At 75.1% G+C, this 23,297-nt stretch carries 20 protein-coding genes; 11 read left to right on the top strand and 9 right to left on the bottom strand.

Annotated elements, in window-relative coordinates:
- Positions 1-26: 26 nt before the first annotated feature.
- The 6 genes from CLV72_RS12215 to CLV72_RS12240 form a co-directional block, all read right to left on the bottom strand.
- Positions 27-1,487 carry an aldehyde dehydrogenase family protein gene (locus CLV72_RS12215; RefSeq protein WP_106244800.1) on the bottom strand — a complete coding sequence of 487 codons (1,461 nt, stop codon included), beginning with the start codon at positions 1,485-1,487 and terminating at the stop codon, positions 27-29.
- Positions 1,488-1,517: 30 nt separating this feature from the next.
- Positions 1,518-3,155: a thiamine pyrophosphate-dependent enzyme gene (locus CLV72_RS12220; RefSeq protein ID WP_245930120.1), complete on the bottom strand. Its 1,638-nt coding sequence runs from the start codon at positions 3,153-3,155 to the stop codon at positions 1,518-1,520.
- A 226-nt stretch (positions 3,156-3,381) separates the two neighbouring features.
- Positions 3,382-4,197: an ABC transporter ATP-binding protein gene (locus tag CLV72_RS12225; protein WP_211302856.1), complete on the bottom strand. Its 816-nt coding sequence runs from the start codon at positions 4,195-4,197 to the stop codon at positions 3,382-3,384.
- Between the two features lie 15 nt (positions 4,198-4,212).
- Positions 4,213-5,010 (bottom strand): ABC transporter permease, encoded by a 798-nt coding sequence (locus tag CLV72_RS12230; protein ID WP_106244804.1) that lies wholly within the window; start codon positions 5,008-5,010, stop codon positions 4,213-4,215.
- Positions 5,007-5,849, bottom strand: a complete 843-nt coding sequence (locus tag CLV72_RS12235; RefSeq protein WP_211302833.1) for an ABC transporter permease — start codon at positions 5,847-5,849, stop codon at positions 5,007-5,009. The genes CLV72_RS12230 and CLV72_RS12235 overlap by 4 nt, the downstream gene beginning before the upstream one ends.
- Positions 5,846-6,817 (bottom strand): ABC transporter substrate-binding protein, encoded by a 972-nt coding sequence (locus CLV72_RS12240; RefSeq protein ID WP_106244808.1) that lies wholly within the window; start codon positions 6,815-6,817, stop codon positions 5,846-5,848. The genes CLV72_RS12235 and CLV72_RS12240 overlap by 4 nt, the downstream gene beginning before the upstream one ends.
- Before the next feature lie 384 nt (positions 6,818-7,201).
- Between CLV72_RS12240 and CLV72_RS12245 the strand changes: the two genes are divergently transcribed.
- The 10 genes from CLV72_RS12245 (at position 7,202) to CLV72_RS12285 (ending at position 17,304) form a co-directional block, all read left to right on the top strand.
- On the top strand, positions 7,202-8,008 hold the full coding sequence (locus CLV72_RS12245) for an IclR family transcriptional regulator domain-containing protein (RefSeq protein WP_106244810.1): 807 nt from the start codon (positions 7,202-7,204) through the stop codon (positions 8,006-8,008).
- 134 nt (positions 8,009-8,142) lie between these two features.
- The gene (locus CLV72_RS12250) at positions 8,143-8,973 is read left to right on the top strand and encodes a CoA transferase subunit A (RefSeq protein ID WP_106244812.1); all 831 of its coding nucleotides are present in this window, start codon (positions 8,143-8,145) and stop codon (positions 8,971-8,973) included.
- Between the two features lie 35 nt (positions 8,974-9,008).
- Entirely contained in the window at positions 9,009-9,737 is a 729-nt protein-coding gene (locus CLV72_RS12255; RefSeq protein WP_106245480.1) for a CoA-transferase subunit beta, read from the top strand.
- Between the two features lie 307 nt (positions 9,738-10,044).
- On the top strand, positions 10,045-11,223 hold the full coding sequence (locus CLV72_RS12260; RefSeq protein WP_106244814.1) for a thiolase family protein: 1,179 nt from the start codon (positions 10,045-10,047) through the stop codon (positions 11,221-11,223).
- A 23-nt stretch (positions 11,224-11,246) separates the two neighbouring features.
- Positions 11,247-12,014 (top strand): protocatechuate 3,4-dioxygenase subunit beta, encoded by a 768-nt coding sequence (pcaH, locus tag CLV72_RS12265; protein WP_106244816.1) that lies wholly within the window; start codon positions 11,247-11,249, stop codon positions 12,012-12,014.
- The gene (gene pcaG / locus CLV72_RS12270) at positions 12,007-12,588 is read left to right on the top strand and encodes a protocatechuate 3,4-dioxygenase subunit alpha (RefSeq protein WP_106244819.1); all 582 of its coding nucleotides are present in this window, start codon (positions 12,007-12,009) and stop codon (positions 12,586-12,588) included. The genes pcaH and pcaG overlap by 8 nt, the downstream gene beginning before the upstream one ends.
- Positions 12,589-13,498: 910 nt before the next feature.
- The gene (gene pcaB, locus CLV72_RS12275) at positions 13,499-14,911 is read left to right on the top strand and encodes a 3-carboxy-cis,cis-muconate cycloisomerase (protein ID WP_245930123.1); all 1,413 of its coding nucleotides are present in this window, start codon (positions 13,499-13,501) and stop codon (positions 14,909-14,911) included.
- A complete protein-coding gene (pcaD, locus tag CLV72_RS32180; RefSeq protein ID WP_170140962.1) occupies positions 14,908-15,675 on the top strand; it encodes a 3-oxoadipate enol-lactonase in 768 nt (255 codons plus the stop codon). The genes pcaB and pcaD overlap by 4 nt, the downstream gene beginning before the upstream one ends.
- Entirely contained in the window at positions 15,672-16,106 is a 435-nt protein-coding gene (gene pcaC / locus CLV72_RS32185) for a 4-carboxymuconolactone decarboxylase (protein WP_170140963.1), read from the top strand. The genes pcaD and pcaC overlap by 4 nt, the downstream gene beginning before the upstream one ends.
- Before the next feature lie 4 nt (positions 16,107-16,110).
- Positions 16,111-17,304, top strand: a complete 1,194-nt coding sequence (locus tag CLV72_RS12285) for a 4-hydroxybenzoate 3-monooxygenase (protein ID WP_106244821.1) — start codon at positions 16,111-16,113, stop codon at positions 17,302-17,304.
- A gap of 612 nt (positions 17,305-17,916) precedes the next feature.
- Here the strand turns inward: CLV72_RS12285 and disA are convergent.
- Together disA and radA are read right to left on the bottom strand one after the other, a co-directional pair.
- Complete coding sequence (gene disA / locus CLV72_RS12290) at positions 17,917-19,005, bottom strand: DNA integrity scanning diadenylate cyclase DisA (RefSeq protein ID WP_106244824.1); 1,089 nt, start codon at positions 19,003-19,005, stop codon at positions 17,917-17,919.
- A gap of 90 nt (positions 19,006-19,095) precedes the next feature.
- Entirely contained in the window at positions 19,096-20,478 is a 1,383-nt protein-coding gene (gene radA, locus CLV72_RS12295; protein WP_106244827.1) for a DNA repair protein RadA, read from the bottom strand.
- Between the two features lie 120 nt (positions 20,479-20,598).
- Between radA and CLV72_RS12300 the strand changes: the two genes are divergently transcribed.
- Complete coding sequence (locus tag CLV72_RS12300; RefSeq protein WP_106244830.1) at positions 20,599-21,618, top strand: adenosine deaminase; 1,020 nt, start codon at positions 20,599-20,601, stop codon at positions 21,616-21,618.
- A 464-nt stretch (positions 21,619-22,082) separates the two neighbouring features.
- Here CLV72_RS12300 and CLV72_RS12305 read toward each other — a convergent pair whose 3' ends face one another.
- Positions 22,083-23,063, bottom strand: a complete 981-nt coding sequence (locus CLV72_RS12305) for a GntR family transcriptional regulator (RefSeq protein ID WP_106244833.1) — start codon at positions 23,061-23,063, stop codon at positions 22,083-22,085.
- Between the last annotated feature and the right edge of the window lie 234 nt (positions 23,064-23,297).

Raw genomic sequence — 23,297 nt, forward strand, 5'->3', positions numbered from 1 at the left:
GTGCGGGGGCGCCGCCGTGTCCGCGGCTAGAACGGGTACGGGGTGATCTCGCTCTGCACGGTCACCCACTGGGTCTCGGTGAACGCCGCCAGGTTCGCCTGCGGCCCGCCGAAGCGCGAGCCGGTGCCCGAGGCGCCGAGCCCGCCGAAGGGCGCCACCGCCTCGTCGTCCACGGTCTGGTCGTTGATGTGCACGATCCCGGTGGGGATGCGTTCGGCCAGTTCGAGGGCGCGCAGCGGGTCGGCGGTCAGGATGCCCAGCGAGAGGCCGTAGGGGCTGTCGGCGGCCAGCCGGGCGGCCTCGTCGGCGTCGCGGAAGCGCAGCACCGGCGCGACCGGGCCGAACACCTCCTCGGTGTAGGCGGGGCTGTCGGTGCGGACCCCGTCGAGCACGGTCGGCCGGTAGAACAGGCCGGAGTAGCCGCCGCCGGCGGCCAGCCGGGCGCCGCCGTCGACGGACGCTGTGACCAGCCGGTGCACCTTGTCGCGCTGGCCGGCGTCGATGATCGGGCCGAGCGCGGTGCCGTCGTCGCGCGGGTCGCCGACGGTCAGCGCCTCGGCCTTGGCGGCCAGCCGCTCCACATAGGCGTCGGCGACGGACTCGTGCACCAGGTGCCGGCCGGTGGTCATGCAGATCTGGCCCTGGTGCAGGAAGGAGCCCCAGGCGCCTGCGGCGGCGGCGCGGTCCAGGTCGGCGTCGTCCATGACGATCAGGGCGGAGTTCCCGCCCAGCTCCAGGTGGACGCGCTTGAGGTGGCGTCCGGCCGCCTCGCCGACGCGCCGCCCCGCCGCGGTCGAGCCGGTGAAGGAGATGACGCGCACCGACGGCTCGGCGACCAGCGCCTCCCCGGCCTCCGCCCCGCCGGGCAGCACGTGCAGCACGCCGTCGGGCAGCCCGGCGGCGGCGAAGACCTCGGCGATCACCGCTCCGCCGCTGACGGCGGTGCGCGGGTCGGGCTTGAGCACGACCGCGTTGCCGAGGGCGAGGGCGGGGGCGACCGAGCGGATGCCGAGGATGAGCGGGAAGTTGAACGGCGCGATCACGCCGACGGTGCCGGCGGGGACGCGCCGGGCCAGGCTGAGCCGGGGCCGGGCGGTGGCCAGCACCTGGCCGGACGGCTGGGAGGGCAGCCCGGACGCCTCGTAGCACTCGGTGACGGCGAGGTGCACCTCGAAGGCGGCCTTGCCGGCGGCCGAGCCGGCCTCGCGGCGCAGCCAGCCGGCGATCTCGCCGGTGTGCTGCTCGAAGAGGGCGCCGGCGCGGCGGAGCACTTCGGCGCGGCGCTCGTAGGGGAGCGCCGCCCAGGCGGGCTGCGCCTGGGCGGCGCGGGCCGCGGCGGCCGCCACGTCCTCGGCGCCGGCGGAGCCGATGCGGCCCAGTTCGGAGCCGGTGGCGGGTTCGGTGACGGGCGCGTCGCCGCCCCGGGCCGGCACCCAGCCGCCCGAGTAGACCGACGATGTCCAGTTCTGCTGATCGAGAAGGCTCATGGGGCGGCTCCAGGTGGGGATCGGACGGGTTCAGGGCTGGAAGTCGGGGTCGGCCAGTACGGCGACGTCCAGCAGCAGCGGTTCCGCGCGCTCGGCGAGGGTGGGCACGACCTCGTCCAGGACGGCGACGAGTTCGTCGTGGCGGTCGACGCGGCGGGCCGGGCAGCCGAGGCCGCGCGCCAGCGCGGCCACCGACACCTCGGCGAAGTCCGGCCACGGCGGCTTGCCGCCGTGCCGCTCGGCGAGCCGGTCCATCACCGCGTAGCGTCCGTTGGACAGCACCACGAACAGGACGCCGGCGCCGTACCTGGCCGCGCTCCACAGCGCCTGCACCTGGTAGAGCGCGGAGCCGTCGCCGACCACGGCGACGACCGGGCGCCCGGGCAGCGCCATCCGCACCCCGGTGGCGGCCGGGAGGGCGAAGCCGAGGCCGCCCATGGCGGCGGACAGGAAGCCGAGCGGGGCACGCGCCGGGACGAGGGCGTGCAGGGCGGGGCGGCTGGACGGCGTCTCCTCGACCAGCACGGTGGCGGCGTCGAGCCGGGCGCCGAGCGCGGCGAACACCTGGGCGGGGCGGAGCGGTCCGCCGTCCGGCGGCGGCTCGGCGGGTGCGGTGGGGCGGCCGGGCGCCGGCGGGCGGCCCGGTCGGGGGGTGACGTGGGCGGCGAGGCGGGCGGCGAAGGGCGCGACCGGCGCGAGCACCGCGAGGTCCACCGGGCTGCGGTGCGCCTCGGCCGGGTCCGCGGTGACGGCGACCAGGCGGGTGCCGGGCGGGGCGAGCGGGCCCGGTGTGTAGGGGTACTGGCGCCAGACGGCGGTGCCGACCGTGAGCACGAGGTCGTGCCCGGCCAGGGCGGCGCGCAGCCGGGGCCGGTCGGCCGGCAGGTGGCCGGCGAAGAGCGGGTGGTCCTGCGGGAATCCGGCGCGGGCGCCGAAGGATTCCTGCCAGACGGGGGCGTGCAGCCGTTCGGCGAGCCGGGTCAGCGCGGCCCAGGCGGCGGCGCCGTCGGCGCCCGCGCCCACCACCAGGGCGGGCGCCCGGGCCTCGTCGAGGAGGGCGGCGACCCGGGCGACGTCGGCGCCGTCGACTGCGGCGACCCGGTGCACGGCGAGGGCGGCGGCGGGCGGCTCGTCGTCGGGGAACGGGGCCGCCCAGTCGTCCATCGGCACGATGACCAGCGCCGGGCCGCCGCCGTGGACCGCCTCGTGGCAGGCGCGGCCGACGGCGCCCGGCACGTCCTGGGCGCGTGCGGGCTGCTCGACCCGGACGGGGTAGTCGCCGGCCAGTCCGGCGAGCCGGCCGGTCAGGAAGGGTTCGAGTGCGAGGTGCCTGCGGTCCTGCTGGCCGACGAGGACGACCAGCGGCGCCCGGTTGACGCGCGCGGTCGCCAGCGCGCCGACGGCGTTGCCGAGCCCGGCGGTGGTGTGCAGCAGCGCCAGCGCGGGCCGCTCCCGGGCGATCGCCCAGCCGGTGGCCATGCCGACGACCGAGCCCTCGTGCAGCGCCAGCACGAAGCGCAGGTCCTCGGGCAGGTCGGTGAGGAGGGCCACCTCGGTGGAGCCCGGGTTGGCGAAGACCGTGGTCAATCCGTGCCGGCGCAGTACGTCGAACACGGCGCCGCGCACCGTGCGTACCGCACCGGCCCCGCCGGCCGCGCCCCCGCTCACCGCGGCACCCCCGCGGCCCGCCCTGTCAATCCGGCCGTCCACAGCCGAGCCGCCGGCGGGGCCGCCGTCCACAGATCCCCGCCACGCGCACCGCGTCGCTCAGCGGGCTGGGAGGATGGATACAGGGGTGCCCCCCAGGGCGGGAGGGGGCTGTCCACACTCAGACCGACCCCCCGCCCCCTCCACCTCAGGCCGCGATCGCCCGGCCCCCGGCCCCGGCACCCCCTCACCGCGGTGCCGGGGCCGGGGGCGCGGACGGGTCCGGCGCGGGCCGCTCGCCGCGTTTGGCGGCCTGGACCCGGGCGTACACCCGGGCGCGCAGCTCGGTGAAGCGGACGTCGCCCCGGGTGGTCAGCTGGTCGCGCCGGTCGGGCAGGTCCACCGCGAGGTCGTCCTGGACCCTGGTCGGCGAGGCCGACAGCACCAGCACCCGCTGTCCGAGGTAGACGGCCTCGTCGATGTCGTGCGTGACGAACAGGACCGTCACGCCCAGCCGCTGCCACAGGCCGCGGATCAGGTCCTCCAGTTCGGCCCGGGTCTGCGCGTCGACGGCCGCGAAGGGCTCGTCCATCAGCAGCACCCTGGGCTCGTAGGCGATGGCCCGCGCGATCGCGACCCGCTGCTGCATGCCGCCGGACAGCTGCCAGGGGTGGGCGCCGGCCGCGTCGGACAGCCCGACGTCCGCCAGCGCCCGCCGGACCAGCTCGGCCCGCCGCGCCCTGGGCACGCCCTTCTCCTTGAGCGGCAGCGCCACGTTGTCGGCGACACTGAGCCAGGCGAACAGGCTGCGGCCGTACTCCTGGAAGACGACCGCCATGTCGGGCGGCGGCTCGGTGACGGGCTCCCCGGCCAGCCGCACGCTGCCCGACGTGGGCCGCATCAGCCCGGCGACGCACTTCAGCAGCGTGGTCTTCCCGCAGCCGGACGGCCCCACCAGGCAGGCCAGCTGGCCGGCCGGCACCGTGAAATCGAGGCCGCCGACGGCCTCCACCCGCCGGCCGCCGCCCTCGTACACCTTGCGCAGCCCGGTGACCTCCAGCACCGCCGACATCGGCGCTCACTCTCCCCGCGTCGCGGCCCGCAGGCCGTGGTACCAGTCCAGGACGGAACGCTCCACGCGCTGGAAGGCCAGCGACAAGGCCAGGCCCAGCAGCCCGAGCAGCACGATGCCGCTCCACATCTCCGGGATCGCGAATCCCCGCTGGAACTGCACGATCGTGAAACCCAGGCCGCTGGAGCTGGCGAACATCTCGCTGATCACCATGAGGATGATCGCGATGGACAGCGCCTGGCGCAGCCCGGCCATGATCTGCGGGGAGGCCGAGCGCAGCACCAGGGTGCGCAGCCGGGTGAACCCGGAGATCCGGTAGCTGCGGCAGGTGTCGGCCAGCACCGGGTCGACTGCCCGCACCCCCTCGACCGTGTTCAGCAGGATCGGCCACACGCAGCCGGAGACGATGACCAGCACCTTCATCGCGTCGTCGATCCCGGCCAGCAGGATCAGCAGCGGCACCAGCACCGGCGGCGGGACGGCCCGCCAGAACTCCAGCACCGGCTCGGTGAAGGCGCGCAGCCGGGGCGAGGAGCCGATGGCGGTGCCCAGCGCCACGCCCAGCACGGCGGCCAGCGCGAAGCCGGCCAGCAGCCGTACCACGCTGGGCAGCGCGTCGGCCAGGATCCGCTCGGAGAACCACACCTCGGCGAAGGTCACCGCGACCGCGTCGGGGGCCGGCAGGTAGTAGCTGCGCGAGGAGGCGGCGGCCGCCCACCACAGCGCGACGAGCCCCGCGGGCAGCGCGCACACCCGTAGCGCCCGGCGGCCCAGCCGCGCGGCCGCGCCGCCGCCCCGGCTCACGCCGCCGCCTCCGTCCGGACCGAGGAGTGCCAGTGCAGCAGCCGCCGCTCCAGCAGCCGCACCCCCGCGTTGACGGCGACGCCGAGCCCGCCGGTCGCGATGACCAGCGCGTACACCGACGCGATGGCGCCGCTGCTCTGCGCCACCGCGATCTCGCGGCCCAGGCCGGGGCTGCCGATCACCAGCTGGGCGGTGATGGCGAGGATGAGGGCGACGGCGGCGCCCAGCCGCAGCCCGGTGAGCACGTAGGGGAGCGCAGACGGCCAGGTCACGTACCGGATCCGCGACCAGCGGGACAGCCGGTAGGAGCGGGCGGTCTGCTCGGCGACGGGGTCGACGTCGGCCACCCCGTACAGCACCTGGAGGTAGATCTGCCAGAAGGCGGCGTAGACGACCAGCAGCAGGGTGGAGCCGATGTCGGTGCCGTACAGCAGCACGGCGAGCGGGATCAGCGCCACCGAGGGCACCGGCCGCAGGAACTCCACGGTGGAGGTGGTGAACGCGCGCACCGCCGGCAGCGAGCCGATCGCGAAACCGAGCAGGCACGCGGCGGCGAAGGCGATGGCCAGGCCCAGCGCCCAGGCCAGCACGGTGTCCCACAGCGCGACCCAGAACGCCGCCTCGGCGGCCCGGGCGGCCAGCGCCGCCAGCACCTCCGTGGCCGGCGGCAGGTAGCGGCCGGGCACCAGGCCCAGGCGCGGCACCAGCTCCCACACGGCGAGGAAGGCGAGCACGCCCACCGCGCCGAGCGGCGCGGTGCCGGCCGCGCCGCCCGCCGCCGCGGTCCGGGCCGGGGAGGCGCCGCCCTCCGCGGGCGTGCGGGTGCCGCGGCCGGTCAACGGTAGAACTCGTCCCAGTCGGGGGCGGCGTCGATCAGGCCGTCGGCGACCATCAGCTCGGCCACGGTGGTGACGGAGCCGCGGTCCACCTCGGCGGGGAAGCGGGGCAGCCGGATCCGCTCGATGACCTCGGGCTCGATCTCGGTGTAGGTGGCGAGGATGCGCCGGACCTCGTCGGGGTTCGCGTCGGCGTAGGCCATCGACTCGTTGAGCGCCTCGGTGATGGCGTCGATCAGCTCAGGGTTCTCGGCGGCGATGGGCGCGGAGGTGAAGTAGGTGGCGATGGAGAGGTTCTCGTCCACGTCCACGAAGTTCGAGGCGATCTCGCGGGCGCCGGACTCCAGCGCCTGGGTGAGGAAGGGCTCCACGATCCAGGCCGCGTCGACCCGGCCGGTCTCCACGGCGGCGGGCATGTCGGGGAAGCCCAGCTCCACGAAGCGCACCGCGGTCGGGTCGCCGCCGTCCTGGCGGATGGACTCGCGCACGCTGGTGTCGCCGATGTTCTGCAGGTTGTTGACGGCGACCTCGGCGCCGGCCAGGTCGGCGGCGCTGCGGACGGGGCTGTCGGCGGGCACCACGACCGCGCCGAAGTCGCCGCCCTGCTCGCCGTTGCTGGACGCTCCGTTGGTCAGCACCTGCAGCGGCAGCCCCTCGTGCGCGCCGACCAGCAGCGAGGTGACGTTGGCGAAGGCGAACTGGTAGTTGCCGCTCATCACCCCGGGCACGCTGGCGGCGCCGCCCGAGCCGGTCTCGATGGTCAGCTCGATGCCGCGCTCTGCGAAGAAGCCCTGCTCCTGGCCGAGGTAGATGGGGGCGACGTCCACGATGGGGATCACCCCGGCGGTGACGGGCACCGGCTCTCCGCCGGCCTCGGGCACCTGGCCGCCGGATCCGCCCGAGCAGGCGGCGGCCGCGACCAGCGCGAGGGCCGCCGCGGCGGCCGGGACGACGGGGATCTTGCACCGCATTGCTGCTCCCGGGGGAAGGGGACGGGCGGGGCGGCGACGGGACCGGGCGGTGACGGCATGCGCGGTACCATGTTCGTCAGCCGTACGGCTGTGCTGGCAGCGAACTTAAGTGACGCGAGCCACAGCGTCAAGGCTCCGAACCGACGCGTTACCGGTGCGCTCCGGCGCCTCCGCGCGCCGGCCCGCCGCGGCCGCGGCGCCCCTTGATCCTTGGACCGGAAGGCGGAGCGGTACCTTTGCGGCGGGTCCGGCGCCGGGAGCGGCGGCCGGCACCGGCCATCCTGCGGCGCCCGCCGGGCCGCCCGCGGCCGGGAGAGCCGAACAGCGAGGAAGCGAGTTGAGAGGCCCAGCCATGAACGCCTCACCCTCCGGCCGGGACCGCCGGTGAGCGCCACCGAGCCCCGCGGCGACTACTTCGTCCAGTCCCTGGAACGCGGACTGGCGGTGATCCGGGCCTTCGACGCCGACAGCCCCGAGCTGACCCTCAGCGAGGTGGCCCGGCTCACTGGGCTGACCAGGGCGGCGGCGCGGCGCTTCCTGCTCACCCTGCACGACCTCGGCTACGTCAGGACCGACGGGCGGCTGTTCTCGCTGACGCCCCGCGTGCTGGAGCTGGGCTACGCCTACCTGTCGTCGGTGGGCCTGCCCGAGGTGGCCGCCCCGCACCTGGAGCAGCTCGCCGCCGAGGTGCGCGAGTCCTCCTCGGTCTCGGTGCTGGACGGCGGCGATGTCGTCTACATCGCCCGGGTGCCCACCTCGCGGATCATGACGGTCGCGATCAACGTCGGCACCCGCTTCCCCGCCTACGCCACCTCGATGGGGCGGGTGCTGCTGGCCGGGCTGCCGGAGGAGGAGCTGGACGCCTACCTGGAGCGGCTGGTCCCGGACCGGCTCACCGCGCGCACCGTCGCCTCGGCGTCCGGGCTGCGCGCCGAGGTCGCCCGGGTGCGCGCCCAGGGCTGGGCCATCGTCGACCAGGAGCTGGAGGAGGGGCTGCGGTCGGTGGCCGCGCCGATCCGCGACCGCGACGGGCGGGTGGTGGCGGCGGCCAACCTGTCCGCGCACGCCAGCCGCACCTCGGTCGCCGACATCCGGCGAGAGCTGCTGCCGCCGCTGCTGGCCGCCACCGCCAGGATCGAGGCCGACCTCGAGATCGCCACCCGCGGCCGGGGCGCGGCCCGCCGCGCCTAGCCGCGGCTCCGCGCACGCCGGTGTGCGACCGCGGCCGCTCCGGTGCGCTCCCGTGCCGCCTTGACCAGGCCAGGTGCCGTCGTTATGTTCGCTAGGGGAACTTCCATTCGGCATCCGTACGACCGGGGGGCAGTGTGGCGACGATCCTGCCACTGGACGAGGCGGTGCGCCGGCTGGTCCACGACGGCGACACCGTCGCCCTGGAGGGCTTCACCCACCTCATCCCGATGGCCGCCGGCCACGAGCTGATCCGGCAGCGGCTCCGCGGACTCACCCTCGTGCGGATGACGCCCGACCTCGTCTACGACCAGATGATCGGCGCCGGACTCGCCGACCGGCTGGTGTTCTCCTGGGGCGGCAACCCCGGCGTCGGCTCCCTGCACCGCTTCCGCGACGCCGTGCAGAACGGGTGGCCGGGACCGCTGGCCATCGAGGAGCACAGCCACGCCGGGATGGCCAACCGCTACGTCGCCGGGGCCTCCGGGGTGCCCTTCGCGGTGCTGCGCGGCTACCGGGGTACCGACCTGGTCGGCCAGACCGCCACGATCAAGCCCATCACCTGCCCGTTCACCGGCGAGGAGCTGACCGCCGTGCCCGCCCTCAACCCCGACGTCGCCATCGTGCACGCCCAGCGTGCCGACCGGGCCGGCAATGTGCAGCTGTGGGGCATCCTCGGCGTGCAGAAGGAGGCGGTCCTCGCCGCCCGCCGCTCGCTGGCCACCGTCGAGGAGATCGTCGACGAACTCGCCCCGGTGCCCGGCGCGGTCCTGCTGCCCGCCCGCGTCGTCACCGCCGTCGCCGAGGTCCCCGGCGGCGCCAGCCCGTCCTACGCCCAGGGCTACTACGACCGCGACAACGACGCCTACCAGGCGTGGGACGCCATCGGCCGCGACCGCGCCGCCTTCACCGACTGGCTCCGGCGCGAGGTCCACGGCCGCGCCGGAGTGAGCGGCGGCGCCGCGTGAACGCGCCCGCCGGCGCCGACTGGACCGCCGACGAGATGATGACCGTCGCCGCGGCGCGGGCGCTGCGGCCCGGCGCCGCCTGCTTCGTCGGCATCGGCCTGCCCAGCACCGCCGCCAACCTGGCCCGCCGCACCCACGCGCCCGACCTGTGGCTCATCTACGAGTCCGGCGCCCTCGGCGCCAAGCCCGACCGGCTGCCACTGTCCATCGGCGACGGCATCCTCGCCGACACCGCCGACACCGTGGTCTCGGTACCGGAGATCTTCAACTACTGGCTCCAGCCCGGGCGGATCGACGTCGGCTTCCTCGGCGCCGCCCAGATCGACCGGTACGCCAATATCAACACCACCGTGATCGGCCCCTACGGCGAGCCGGAGGTGCGGCTGCCCGGCGCCGGAGGCGCCCCCGAGATCGCCGCCTCCTGCCGCGAGGTGATCGTGATCGTCCGGCAGAACAGGCGCACCTTCACCGAATCCGTCGACTTCGTGACCTCCGTCGGCTTCGGCCGCGGCCCCGGCGACCGGGAGCGCCTGGGCCTGCGCGGCGGCGGACCGGTGCGGGTGATCACCGACCTCGGCGTCCTCGAACCCGACCCCGACACCCGCGAACTCACCCTGACCAGCGTGCACCCCGGAGTCGACCCCGAGCAGGCCCGCGAACGAACCGGCTGGGAGCTGAAGCTCGCCCCCGACCTCGCCCGCACCCAGGCCCCCACCCCCGCCGAACTGGCCGCCCTGCGCGCCCTCCTCCAGACCCAGCGCTGACGGAACCTCCCGTGCCGTCCGTGCCACCCGTGCCGCCCGCCCCCAGCCCATCCCCCGCCCTCCCAGGGGGGCGACCCCACATCCAGTCTCCCGCACCGCCGCCCGGCCCCGCCAGGGCCGGCGCGGGGCTGTGGATAACCTCCCGCCCCGGGCGCGAACCTGTGGACAGCGCGCGCCGCCTCAGCGCGCGGCGGCCGTACTCTGGCCACCGCGGCGGACCTGCGCCCGCCGCGCGACCCCTCGGCCGCCCCCCGCGGCCGTTCCCACCCGCGTCCGGGGCGCCGCCCCGCCCGGCCCAGGAGGCACCGTGTCCGACACCTTCGTGATCGACGCCGTCCGCACCCCCTTCGGGCGCTACGGCGGGGCGCTCAGCGGCGTCCGCCCCGACGACCTCGCCGCCTGCGCCGTCCGCGGCCTGCTCGACCGCAGCCCCGGCCTGGACCCCGCCGCCATCGACGACGTCCTCTTCGGCAACGGCAACGGCGCCGGCGAGGACAACAGGAACGTCGCCCGGATGGCCGTCCTGCTCGCCGGCCTGCCCACCTCCGTGCCCGGCGCCACCGTCAACCGGCTGTGCGGCTCCGGCCTGGAGGCCGCCATCGAGGCGAGCCGGGCCGTGCAGACCGGCGACGCCTCCCTCGTGCTGGCCGGCGGGGTGGAGTCGATGACCCGCGCCCCCTGGGTGCTGCCCAAACCCTCCCGCGCCTTCCCCACCGGCACTGAAACGCTGCACTCCACCACCCTCGGCTGGCGGCTCGTCAACCCCGCGATGCCCCCGCGGTGGACGGTCTCGCTCGGCGAGAGCACCGAGCAGGTGGCCGAACTGCACGGCATCGGCCGCGAAGCGCAGGACGCCTTCGCCCTGCGCAGCCACCAGCGCGCCGCGGCCGCCTGGGCGGCCGGCCACTACGCCGACGAGACCGTGCCGGTCCCCGGCACCGACCTCGCCACCGACGAGAGCATCAGGCCCACCACCAGCCTGGAGGCGCTGGCCCGGCTCAAACCCTCCTTCCGTCCCGACGGCACCATCACCGCCGGGAACGCCTCCCCGCTCAACGACGGCGCCGCCGCGCTGCTCATCGGCGACGCCGCCGCGGCCGCCAGGACCGGCCGCGAGCCGCTGGCCCGCATCGCCGCACGCGGCGTCGCCGCCGTCGACCCCGACCGCTTCGGCATCGGCCCCGTCGAGGCCGCCCGGACCGCGCTGCGCCGCGCCGGAATCGGCTGGTCCGACCTCAGCGCCGTCGAACTGAACGAGGCCTTCGCCGCCCAGTCCCTGGCCTGCCTGAAGCTCTGGCCCGAACTCGACCCCGAGATCGTGAACATCAACGGCGGCGCCATCGCCATCGGCCACCCCCTGGGCGCTTCGGGCGCCCGCATCCTCGGCTCGCTCGCCCACCACCTGCGGCGCACCGGCGGCCGCTGGGGGCTGGCAGCCATCTGCATCGGAGTCGGCCAGGGCCTGGCCGTCGTCATCGAAGCCTGACGCACCAGGACAGGACACCCGCCATGGCACACCCCGGACCCGCACACGGCGGCGAGCACCGCACCGAGCACGGACTCGTCGTCCCCGACCGCTACGTCCGCGACGACGCCGTACACCCGCCGCTGGACTCCCCCACCTACCGCAGCACCGCGCTGCGCCACCCCAAGCGGCCGCTCACCGTGCTCCCGCACCTGCTCACCGAGGTCACCGGCCCCGCCTTCGGCCAGGAGCGGGTCGGTCCGCTCGACCACGACCTCACCCGCCAGCACCCCGGCGAGCCCATCGGCCAGCGCATCATCGTGCACGGCCGCGTCCTGGACAGCGACGGCAGACCCGTGCCCGACTCCCTGGTCGAGGTCTGGCAGGCCAACGCCGGAGGCCGCTACCGCCACACCGCCGACAACTGGCCCTCACCGCTGGACCCCAACTTCTCCGGCGCCGGACGCACCCTCACCGACTCCGAGGGCCGGTACCGCTTCGTCACCATCCAGCCCGGCGCGTACCCCTGGCGCAACCACCCCAACGCCTGGCGGCCCGCCCACATCCACTTCTCGCTGTTCGGCCGCGCCTTCACCCAGCGGCTCGTCACCCAGATGTACTTCCCCGGCGACCCGCTGTTCTTCCAGGACCCCATGTGGAACTCCATCCCCGACGAACGCGCCCGCCGGCGGCTGGTCGCCCGCTACGACCACCACGTCACCGAGCCCGAGTGGGCGCTGGCCTTCGAGTGGGACATCGTGCTGCGCGGCCGCGCCGCCACCCCCTTCGAGAGCGAGGCCGACGATGACTGACCCCCGCGCCGCCGAGCCGCCCGCCACCACCCCCTCGCAGACCGTCGGCCCCTACCTCGCCATCGGCCTGCCCTGGGCCGACGGCCCCTACGCGGCCGCCGAGGGCGTCCCCGGCGCTTTCTGGCTGCGCGGCCGCGTCCTCGACGGCGAGGGCCGCCCCGTCGGCGACGGCCTGGTCGAGACCTGGCAGGCCGACCCGGACGGGCGCTTCGACCACCCCGACGACCCCCGCGGCCCCGCCGCCCGGCCCGGCTTCCGCGGCTTCGCCCGCTGCCCCACCGACGCCGAAGGGCGCTACGCCGTGCACACCCTGCGGCCCGGGCCGCTACCCGGACCCGGCGGCACCACCCAGGCGCCGCACATCGACGTGTCGGTCTTCGGCCGGGGCATGATGCACCGGGTGGTCACCCGCGTGTACTTCCCGGACGAGGCCGAGGCCAACGCGGCCGACCCCGTCCTCGCCTCCGTCCCACCCGACCGCAGGACCACCCTGGTCGCCGAGCCCGACGGCGAGGGCTACCGCTTCGACATCCGGCTCCAGGGCCACGATGAGACCGTCTTCTTCGCGCTGTGAACCCTTGGCCGCGGCGGCCCGGCCCGGCTCTGGCCCCGCTGCGGGGCGGCCGGGCGACCACCGCATGCGCGCCATGCCGGGCCGGGCACCCGCCCGGCGGCCCGAGCGCCTCGACCGTTTCCGGAGCCTGGCGCGCACCGCGGACACGAACGGCCCGAGTTCCCTGTCCAGTCGGTCTGTTCGACGCCAAGGCGACGAATCGATCGCAATAAGGCCGCCATTCCGGCGACTTCGTCAGCATCCCGATGCTGATTTCGACGTTCGCGTCATCGCGGCGCAGTGCCTTCGGCCCGCGGCCGACCGCGGAGACGCCGGGGCACCCGGCGCCCGGCCCGTGACGGGAAGCGGCGCCGCGGTGTCGACGAGGGCGTTTCGTCGCCCTAATTCGGCGGAAATGTTCGAGACCGGCCCGGCTAACAGGCTCATGACGCCGCCGACCTGCGCTTTCGTCCTCCCGGCGCGGCCGCGTACTGCGGCGCTCCGAGAAAGCGGAGGTACGGCGGACGAACCGGAGAGCGCCGGGGGCCGCGGTGCCCCACCTGCGGCCGGGAGTGGCGCCAAGGTGCCGGGGCGGGACACGTCGTCGACTCGGTGCCGAGGAGACCTCTGCGAGCGGCCGGACACCGGACTCTCCAAGCCGCCGCAGGGGGCCTGCGTTCCTCCCGGCGTGGCCGCGCACCGCGGCGCGCCGACTGAAGGGAAGCGACGGCGAACGCCCATGGGAACGCCGGAGCGCGCGGTGCCTGCCTGTGACGTTGAGCGGCCGTCGCCAAGGTGCCGAGGAAGCGTCCGTGAGGCGTCCAGGCGGCCGACTCCTCCGACCGCCGACGCGTGCTCACGTCCCCGTCCAGAGCATGTTCCGCGGAGGCCCGGGTGAGGGGAGCAGCGGCTGGGGATCATGGGAGGACCGGTGCGACAGCGGCCGTCCGGCGGCCGCCCCGTCGCGATGATCGACCGCAGGAGGACCGTGAACCCGCCTTCTCCACCTGAGCCGCCCGGCCTGTTCGACGGGGTCTTCGCGGCGGGCGAGATTCGGCACCGCGTCAGCGACGGCGCCTGGCTGCGCGCGCTGCTGGACGCCGAGGGCGCCCTGGCCCGGGCGCAGGGCGCGGCCGGGCTGATCCCGGCCGCCGCGGCCGCCCGCATCACCGAGGTGTGCGCCACCGCCCGGCCGAGCACCGCCGAACTCGGCGCGGCGGCGGCCGGAGGCGGCAATCCCGTCATCCCGCTCGTCTCCTGGCTGCGCACCGCCGTGGGCGCCGACGCCGCCGACCACGTCCACCACGGCGCCACCAGCCAGGACATCATGGACACCGCCGCCATGCTGGTGGCGCACCGCGCCCTCGGCGCGGTACTGGCCGACCTGCGCGCCGTGCGCACCGCCCTGGCCGCCCTCGCCGCCGAGCACCGCGACACCCCCATGGCGGCCAGAACCCTGCTGCAGCAGGCGCTGCCCACCACCTTCGGGCTGGTCGCCGCGGGCTGGCTCAGCGGCGTCGCCGCGGCGGCCGACCGCCTCGCCGAGGTGCGCGCGCGGCGGCTCGCCGCCCAGCTGGGCGGCGCCGCCGGCACCCTCGCCTCATTCGGTCCGGCGGGCCCGGCCCTGGTCGAGGCGTACGCCGCCGAGCTGGGCCTGGCCGCGCCCGCGCTGCCCTGGCACACCGAGCGCACCCGGATCGCCGAACTGGCCGGGGCACTGGGCGGCGCGGCCGGCGCCCTCGCCAAACCGGCCAGGGACATCACCCTGCTGGCCCAGACCGAGGTCGGCGAACTCGCCGAGGTCGGCCCGCCCGGCAGCGGCGGCTCATCTGCGCTCCCGCACAAGCGCAACCCGATCGCCGCCGTCAGCGTGCTGGCCGCCGCCGCGCAGGCGCCCGGCGAAGCGGCGTCGCTGCTCGCCGCCATGGTGCACGAGCACCAGCGGGCCGCAGGCGCCTGGCACGCCGAATGGCCGCCGCTGCGGCGCCTGCTGACCGCCACCGGCTCGGCAGCGCACTGGCTGCGCACCTCGCTGGAACGGCTGCACGTCGACGCGCCCCGGATGCGCGCCAACCTCGACCTCACCGGCGGCCTGCTCCTCGCCGAACGCGTCACCGCCGACCTCGCCCCCGAGCTGGGCCGCGCCGCAGCCCGCGAACTCGTCACCCGGGCAGCCGCGGCCGGCGGCGACCTGGCCGGGGCGCTCGCCGCGGAACTGGCGCGGTGCGGCGGCCCGCACCGCACCCCGGCCGCGATCGCGTCACTGCTCGACCCCGCCGGATACCTCGGCGCCGCAGCACAACTCACCGACCGGACCGTACGCTCCCAGCGGGAGGAAGCATGACCACCGCCGTCCACCACGTCGCCGACGGACCCGCCGACGCACCCGTGCTGCTGCTCTCCGGCTCGCTCGGCAGCTCCGTCGACATGTGGGAGCCGCAGGTGGCGCCGCTGTCGCGGCGGTTCCGGGTGGTGCGCCTCGACCACCGCGGTCATGGCCGCTCGCCCGTGCCGCCCGGCCCCTACGACCTGCCCGACCTCGCCGGCGACGTACTGGCGCTGCTGGACCGCCTCGGCGTGCGCCGGGCCCACATGGCCGGGCTCTCCCTGGGCGGAGCCGTCGCCATGTGGCTGGCCGCGCACGCGCCCGACCGCATCGACCGCCTCGCGCTGCTCGGCACCTCCGCCGACTTCGGCGACCCGGCACCCTGGGCCGAGCGGGCCGCCACCGTACGGGCGCACGGTACCGTCGCCATCGCCGACACCGTCGTCGGCCGCTGGTTCACCCCCGGCTACGCGGCCGCGAACCCCGACACCGTCCGGCGGATGCGCGACATGGTCGCCGCCACCCCGGACGAGGGCTACGCCGCCTGCTGCGGCGCCATCCAACGCACCGACCTGCACGCCGACCTGCCCGCCATCACCGCCCCCACCCTCGTCCTCGTCGGCGCGGACGACCCCGCCACCCCACCCGAGCACGCCGAACGCATCGCCGCCGCCATCCCCGGCGCCAAGCTCACCGTCCTGCCGGACGCCGCCCACCTGGCCAGCGTCCAGCAGGCCGAGCACGTCACCACCGCCCTGCTCACCCACCTGGACCCCCCATGACGACCCCGCCCCCGCCCGACACCGCCTCCGACGAAGCCCGGCGCGCCTCCGGAACGGCCGTCCGCCGCGCCGTCCTCGGCGACGCCCACGTCGACCGCGCCACCGCCGCCACCACCCCCTTCACCGCCCCCTTCCAGGACCTCATCACCCGCTACGCCTGGGGCGAGATCTGGACCCGCCCCGGCCTGGACCGCAAGGTGCGCAGCTGCGTCACCCTGACGGCACTCGCCGCCCTCGGCCACCACAACGAACTGGCCATGCACGTACGGGCCGCGCTGCGCAACGGCCTCACCCCCGAGGAGATCCAGGAGGTGCTGCTGCAGACCGCCGTCTACGCGGGCGTACCCGCCGCCAACACCGCCTTCGCGATCGCCCAGCGCGTCCTCGACGAGGAGGGCGCGGCCCCGCCCTCCGCCGGACAGGCCGGGTGAGCCCGTGTACGCACCGGTCGGAATCATCGGCGCGGGCCCCGCGGGCCTGCTGCTGTCGCACCTGCTGCACCTCCAGGGCATCCAGTCATGGGTCCTCGAGGCCCGAAGCCGCGACCACGTCGAGAGACGGGTGCGCGCGGGCGTACTCGAACAGCCCACCGTCGACCTGCTGCACGAGGTCGGCCTCGGCCATCGGCTCGCCGCCGAAGGGCTGCGCCACGAGGGCACCCGTCTCCGCTTCGCCGGCACCACCCACCGCATCGACTTCGCCGAACTCACCGGCGGCCGCGCCGTCACCGTCTACGGTCAGCAGGAGGTCGTCAAAGACCTCATCGCCGCCCGGCTGGTGGCCGGCGCCACCCTCCTGTTCGACGCCCCCGCCACCGCCACGGCCGGCCTGGACTCCGCCCGCCCCAGCGTCCGCTACACCCTCGACGGCACCGCCCGCACCGCCGAATGCGACTTCCTGGTCGGCGCCGACGGCTTCCACGGCATCAGCCGCGCCGCGATCCCCGCCCACCGGCTCACCGTCTACGAGCGCGCCTACCCCTACGCCTGGCTCGGCATCCTGGCCCGGTCGTCGCCGGCCGGCGACGAACTGATCTACGCCCGCCACGACCGCGGCTTCGCGCTGCACAGCATGCGCACCCCCGAGATCACCCGCCAGTACCTCCAGGTCGATCCGGACGACTCCGTCGACGCCTGGCCCGACGACCGCATCTGGGCCGAACTGGAGCAGCGCTTCGCCGCCCCAGGCTTCACACTCGGACGCGGACCGATCATGGACAAGGGCATCACCCCGATGCGCGGCTTCGTGGTCGAGCCGCTGCGGTACGGGCGCCTGTTCCTGGCCGGGGACGCCGCGCACATCGTGCCGCCCACCGGCGCCAAGGGCATGAACCTCGCCATCGCCGACGTGCGCCTGCTCGCGCACGCCTTGGGCGGGTTCTACGCCGATGGGCGCGAGGACCTGCTGGACGCCTACTCGGAGACGGCGCTGCGCCGGGTCTGGCGCGCGGAGTACTTCTCCTGGTGGATGACGTCCATGCTGCACCGTGCGCCTGGGGGCGACGCCTTTGGTGAGCGGCTCGCCTATGCGCAGTTGGAGCATGTGGCCACCTCGAGGGCGGCCGCCACCAGCCTGGCCGAGAACTATGTCGGGCTGTCTGCCGACCGGCCCTGGGCTTACCGGTTGTGAGGGGTGCCGGGCCGTTGCTCGCTTCGGTTGCGGGGCTTGTCCGGGTGGGCTCCTCTCCTTGTGGGCGGGTGGGGTGTGGGCTTCCTTTCGTGGTGTTGTCGGCTGGGGTGACGGTCACGTTGCCGTGGTTCACCAGCGGCCGTTCGTATGCGTGTCGGAACGGCCCCGTTGGCGGGGCCGTGCTTCCCGTGAAGCCCGCCGACTGTTCGTCGACGGCACACTGGGCGCCCGGGTTCGCGGGTGCGTGCGGAGGGGCCAGCACGCATCGGCCTCTCCTCCCCTGACGGAACCTGGAGCGGCGGCAACGTGACCGCCACGCCTCAGAGCATGCCGCGCGGGGGCTCGGGGTGCCAGCGCGGGCGGGCGAGGCTGTGGACAGTGCGGTATGCGGCGGCGGGTCGTCCACAGGGGGGCGGGATGGTGTTGACGGATGCGGTTCGTCGTGCGCGCGGGTTCGGTGGCGCGCGCTCGGCGCGGGGGAAGGCGGGGCGCGTCGGGTACGGCGGGAGTACGCGAGCCCGGGCGGGCCGAGACGCGCCGGGTACACGCCAGTTCGGGCCAACCAGGTATGCGTCGGCCCAGGCGGACCGGGCGGGCCGTGGAGCCGCCGAATCAGACGTAGCGTTCCAGGATGGAGGACTCCGCCAGCCGGGACAGACCCTCTCGGATGCTTCGGGCGTGGGCGTCGTTCATGCCGCCGACGGCCCGGAGGTCGGCGACGCTGGCCGCGAGGAGCTTCTGCAGGCCGCCGAAGTGCTCGACCAGGCGGTCCTCGGCCGCCTCGGGCAGCCGGGGCACCTTGGCGAGCAGGCGGTGGCCGCGCGGGCTGACCGGGGCGTCCAGGGAGACCGCGCCGCCGAGGCCGATGGTCTCGGCCACCGCGGTCAGCTCCAGCAGTTCGGAGGCGGACAGCGCGTCGAGCTGGTCGAGCACGTCGCGCAGCGCGCCGGGGCGGGTGGCGGAGCCGGCGGGCAGGTAGTCGCGGACCACCAGTTCGCGTTCCAGGCCGACGCCGGCGACCAGTTCGTCGAGTTGCAGCGACAGCAGCCGGCCGTCGGTGCCGAGTTCGACGACGTAGCCCTCGATCTCGTCGGCGATCCGGCGCACCATCTCCAGCCGCTGCGCCACCGCGCAGACGTCGTGCACGGTGACGAGGTCCTCGATCTCCAGTGCCGACAGGGTGCCGGCCACCTCGTCCAGGCGCAGCTTGTAGCGCTCCAGGGTGGCCAGCGCCTGGTTGGCGCGGGACAGGATGGCGGCGGAGTCCTCCAGCACGTAGCGGGAGCCGTCCAGGTAGAGGGCGATGATGCGCATGGACTGGCTGACCGAGATCACCGGGTGGCCGGTCTGCCTGGCCACCCGCTCGGCGGTGCGGTGGCGGGTGCCGGACTCGCCGGTGGGGATGGCGGGGTCGGGCACCAGGTGCACGGCGGCGCGCACGATCCGGCCGTTGGGGCCGTCGAGGACGATGGCGCCGTCCATCTTGGCCAGCTCGCGCAGGCGGGTGGCGGAGAACTCGACGTCCAGCTCGAAGCCGCCGCTGCACAGCGCGGCCACTTCGGAGTCGTAGCCGAGGACGATCAGCGCCCCGGTGTTGCCGCGCAGGATCCGCTCCAGCCCGTCACGGAGCATGGTGCCCGGAGCGACAGCGGCGAGAGTGGTCCTGCGGCGCTCGTCGAGCCCCCTGAAGTTCGCTGGCACGTGACCCCCGGCGGTCGATAGGTCCCCGTCAGTGTAACGATGCCCGACTTGCCCGCCTGCCGGTGGACGACTTATCGAATCGTGACTCGATCACGACCCACCGTCACGGCCGGACGGAGCGAGCAGCGAGCGGAGTTCGGCGACGTTGTCGAGCTCGACGGCGCGGATGCCGGGCACCGCGCGGCCCAGGCCCTTGGGGACCAGCGCGTCGGTGAAGCCGAGCCTGGCCGCCTCCGCGAGCCGGCGCTGCACACCGGTGACCTGCCGGATCTCCCCGGCCAGCCCGACCTCGCCGCAGGCCACCATCCGCACCGGCACCGGGCGGTCGGCGTAGGCGCTGATCAGGGCGGCCATCAGCGCGAGGTCGACGGACGGCTCGGTGAGGCGGACGCCGCCGACGGTGGCGGTGAAGACGTCGTGCTTGCCGAGGAACAGGCCGCCGCGCCGCTCCAGCACCGCGATGACCATGGCGGCGCGGGCGGAGTCCAGGCCGGAGGTGGCGCGCCGGGGCTGGCCGAGGTTGCTGGCGGCGGCCAGGGCCTGCACCTCGGCGACCAGCGGGCGCTGGCCCTCCAGGGTGACGGTGACGCAGGTGCCGGGCACGGGTTCCTCGCGCCGGGTGAGGAAGAGGCCGCTGGGGTCGGGCAGGCCGACGATGCCGGTGTCGGAGAGGTCGAAGCAGCCGATCTCGTCGGTGGGGCCGTAGCGGTTCTTGACCGCGCGCACCATGCGGAGCCGGGAGTGGCGGTCGCCTTCGAACTGGAGCACGACGTCGACCAGGTGCTCCAGGGTGCGGGGCCCGGCGATCGAGCCCTCCTTGGTGACGTGGCCGACCAGCACGACGGTGATGCCGCGCTCCTTGGCCAGCCGGATCAGCGCGCCGGCGACCTCGCGCACCTGGGTGACGCCGCCGGCGGCGCCGTCGGCCTCGGCGGTGGTGATGGTCTGCACGGAGTCGACCACCAGCAGCTGCGGTTTGACGTCGTCGACGTGGCCGAGCAGCGCCGAGAGCTCGGTCTCGGCGGCGAGGTAGAGCCGGGGCGCGAGCGCGCCGACGCGCTCGGCGCGCAGCCGCACCTGGGCGGCGGACTCCTCGCCGGTGACGTACAGGGCCGGGGCGTCGCGGCCGCACAGGGCGGCGACCTCCAGCAGCAGGGTGGACTTGCCGATGCCGGGCTCGCCGGCCATCAGCAGCACCGCGCCCGGGACCAGCCCGCCGCCGAGTACGCGGTCCAGCTCCTCCATGCCGCTGGGCGCGGCCCGGGCCGCTTCGACGTCGACCTCGGCGATCGGCCGGGCCGGCGCGCTGACGGGCCCGGCCGCGACGGCGCCGAGCTTGGGGGCGCCGATCTCGGTGACGGTGCCCCACGCCTGGCACTCGGTGCAGCGCCCGACCCACTTGAGCGCGGTCCAGCCGCATTCGGCGCACCGGTAGGCGGGCTTCTGCGGGGACTTGGCGGTCGACTTGGCCATGGGTCAGACGTTAGGGCCTGGCACCGACAGCCGTCTCCGCCGCGTCGTACTTCGCGGTCCGCGCCGCGCTTCCGTGCTTGACTGGCCGGGCCGCGCCGTCCGCGACCGAACGGGGGATCCGTGCACGACTTCATCGCCGGCCTGCCAAAGTGCGAGCTGCACCTGCACATCGAGGGCACGCTGGAGCCGGAGCTCAGGTTCGAGCTGGCCCGCCGCAACGGCGTGGAGCTGCCGTACGCGTCGGTGGCCGAGATGCGCGCGTCCTACGAGTTCGACAGCCTGGCGTCGTTCCTGGCCGTCTACTACGACGGCATGGGGGTGCTGCGCACCGAGCCCGACTTCTACGAGCTGGCGACGGCCTACCTGGAGAAGGCGGCGGCGCAGAACGTCCGGTACGCGGAGATCTTCTTCGACCCGCAGGCGCACACCGGGCGGGGTGTGCCCTTCGACGTGGTGATCCGGGGGCTGGCCCGCGCGATCGGCGACGCCGAGGCGCGCCTGGGCGTGCGGGCCCAGCTGATCATGTGCTTCCTGCGCGACTACCAGGCCGAGTTCGCGATGGCGACGCTGCTGGAGTCGCTGCCGTACCGGCAGTGGATCGCGGGGGTCGGGCTGGACTCCGACGAGCGGGGCAACCCGCCGGCCAAGTTCGCCGCCGTGTTCGAGCGGGCGCGGCGCGAGGGGTACCGGCTGACGATGCACTGCGATGTGGACCAGCCCGACACGACCGAGCACATCCGGCAGTGCCTGGAGCTGATCGGGGTGGACCGCATCGACCACGGGGTGAACGCGCTGGAGGACCAGGCGCTGGTGGACGAGATCGCCAGGCGCGGCCTGGGGCTGACGGTCTGCCCGATCTCCAACGGCTTCGTGGTGGAGGGCGCCAAGGCGGCCGAGATCCGGCGGATGCTGGACCTGGGGCTGCGGGTGACCATCAACTCCGACGATCCGGCGTACTTCGGCGGCTACGTGCAGGAGAACCTGGTGCGGGTCTACGAGGAGCTGGACCTGACCGCCGAGGAGCTGGTCCGGTTCGAGCGCAACGCCTTCGAGATCGCGTGGCTGCCGCGCGCGGTGAAGGACGGCTACCTGGCGGAGCTGGAGGCGTACGCGGCGGCGCGGGGCGCGTCGGCCGGCTGAGCGGGCCGCCGCCGGGCCCTGGAGCCCGGCGTGGGTAGCCGGGGCGGATCGGCGCGCGAGGGTCGGGCGGAGGACGGAGTGCATACCCCCGCCCACCCTGGGGGCACCCCTGTGACAGTTCTTCCGCTCTGGCTTGTGCATGGGTGGTGCTGTGCACAGGGTGTGGATAAGTTTCGGGTGGGCTGCGTGTCTGTGGACGGTGGGCCGGCGGGCACGGCGGCGGTGTGGTCGACTGGTCGGTCGCGCACGGCCCGGCCGGGGGTGCGGCGGCGGGCGGCGCGCCGTCCCGGTACGGGGACGGCGGGGGCACGCGTTCGCGCTCGCCGCGAGGGCGGGGCGTACCGCCCGGCCGCTGCGGTCTCGGGGGGACGAGTGGTCAGGAGTGCCGCCGCAGAGGCCGGTCGGACCGGTCGACGGCTCCTGCCAGGGCGAGGGCGCGGTCGGGAGCGGCGCCCCGTGGCCGGTCAGCGTCCCGACTCAATCAAGGGCGCGAGTCCGTCGAGCAGGTGCTTCATGCCGAGCTCGAAGAGGGCGTGCACGTCGGGCGGCCCCGAGATGCTGAAGGTGAGGGGAAAGCCGCCCTGGGCGGCGATCCGCAGGAACTCCTGGCCCCGTGACCGCCACCAGTGTTCGGCGTCCAGCCCGAACTCGTACTCCTCCACCACCGCCCGGGTGCCCTGGAGCGCCATGCCGGAGGTGTAGGCGGACACGAAGGTGAGGATCGCCATGGCCTCGTCCGGGGAGCGCCCCTGGGCCGTGATGACCCTCATCATCCACTCGGCGTTCTGCACCAGCCCGGGGGCCTGGACCGACCCGGCGAGCGGGGTCAGCCGGACGGCCCAGGGGTGCCTCCGGTAGATGTCCCACTCGGCCCGCAGCGCCAGTTCGAGGGCTTCGCGCCAGTCGCCGGGCGGCGGCTCGGGCAGCGCCCGCTCGGTGTAGATCTGGTCGATCATCGCCGTAACCAGGGCGTCCTTGCTGGCGACGTGGCGGTACAGGGCCATGGTGCTCACCCGCAGTTCGGTGGAGACCCTGCGCATGGACAGGCCGTCGACGCCCTCGGCGTCGGCGATGGCGATCGCGGCGCCGATGATGGCCTCCCTGGTCAGCGCGGCCTTGGCGCCGGGACGGCGCTCGGCACTCTCCGGCGGACGCGAGGGCTCCCGCCTCCCATGGGGGCCGGGCGGCCTCGCGGCCGGGGCGGGCGCGCCCCGCACGACGGTGCCCACCCCGCGCACCGCTTCGACCAGGCCCTCCCGGCGCAGGGCCGCCAGCGCCTTGGTGGCGGTGGCCATGGCCACCCCCCACTCGCGGACGATCTCCCTGGTCGAGGGCACCCGCTCGCCCGGCCGCAGCTCCCCGGCACCGATCCGTGCCCGGATGTCGGCGACGACCCGTGCGTAGGGCGGCAACTCCCCTTGGGAGTCCGGCGCGGCCGCGGACATCGGCCTCCCCTTCCGATCCTGTTCCACTCCCACCGAGTGTACTAGTGCACATGGCGTCGGGGCGCACCTGGCCCGGGACGCCGGAACGCGCCGACGGAACTCCTCTCCGTCCATGGTGCACTAGTGCGATGGCCTGGAATGACCAGCAAAAACGGCTTTGCTTGGACGGGATTGGCTGTTTATTGTGTACGCGCACGCGTGCCGCATCGAAGTGTGCAGTCGACTGCTCGGCTC

The organism is Allonocardiopsis opalescens (assembly GCF_003002095.1).
GTDB lineage: Bacteria > Actinomycetota > Actinomycetes > Streptosporangiales > Streptosporangiaceae > Allonocardiopsis > Allonocardiopsis opalescens.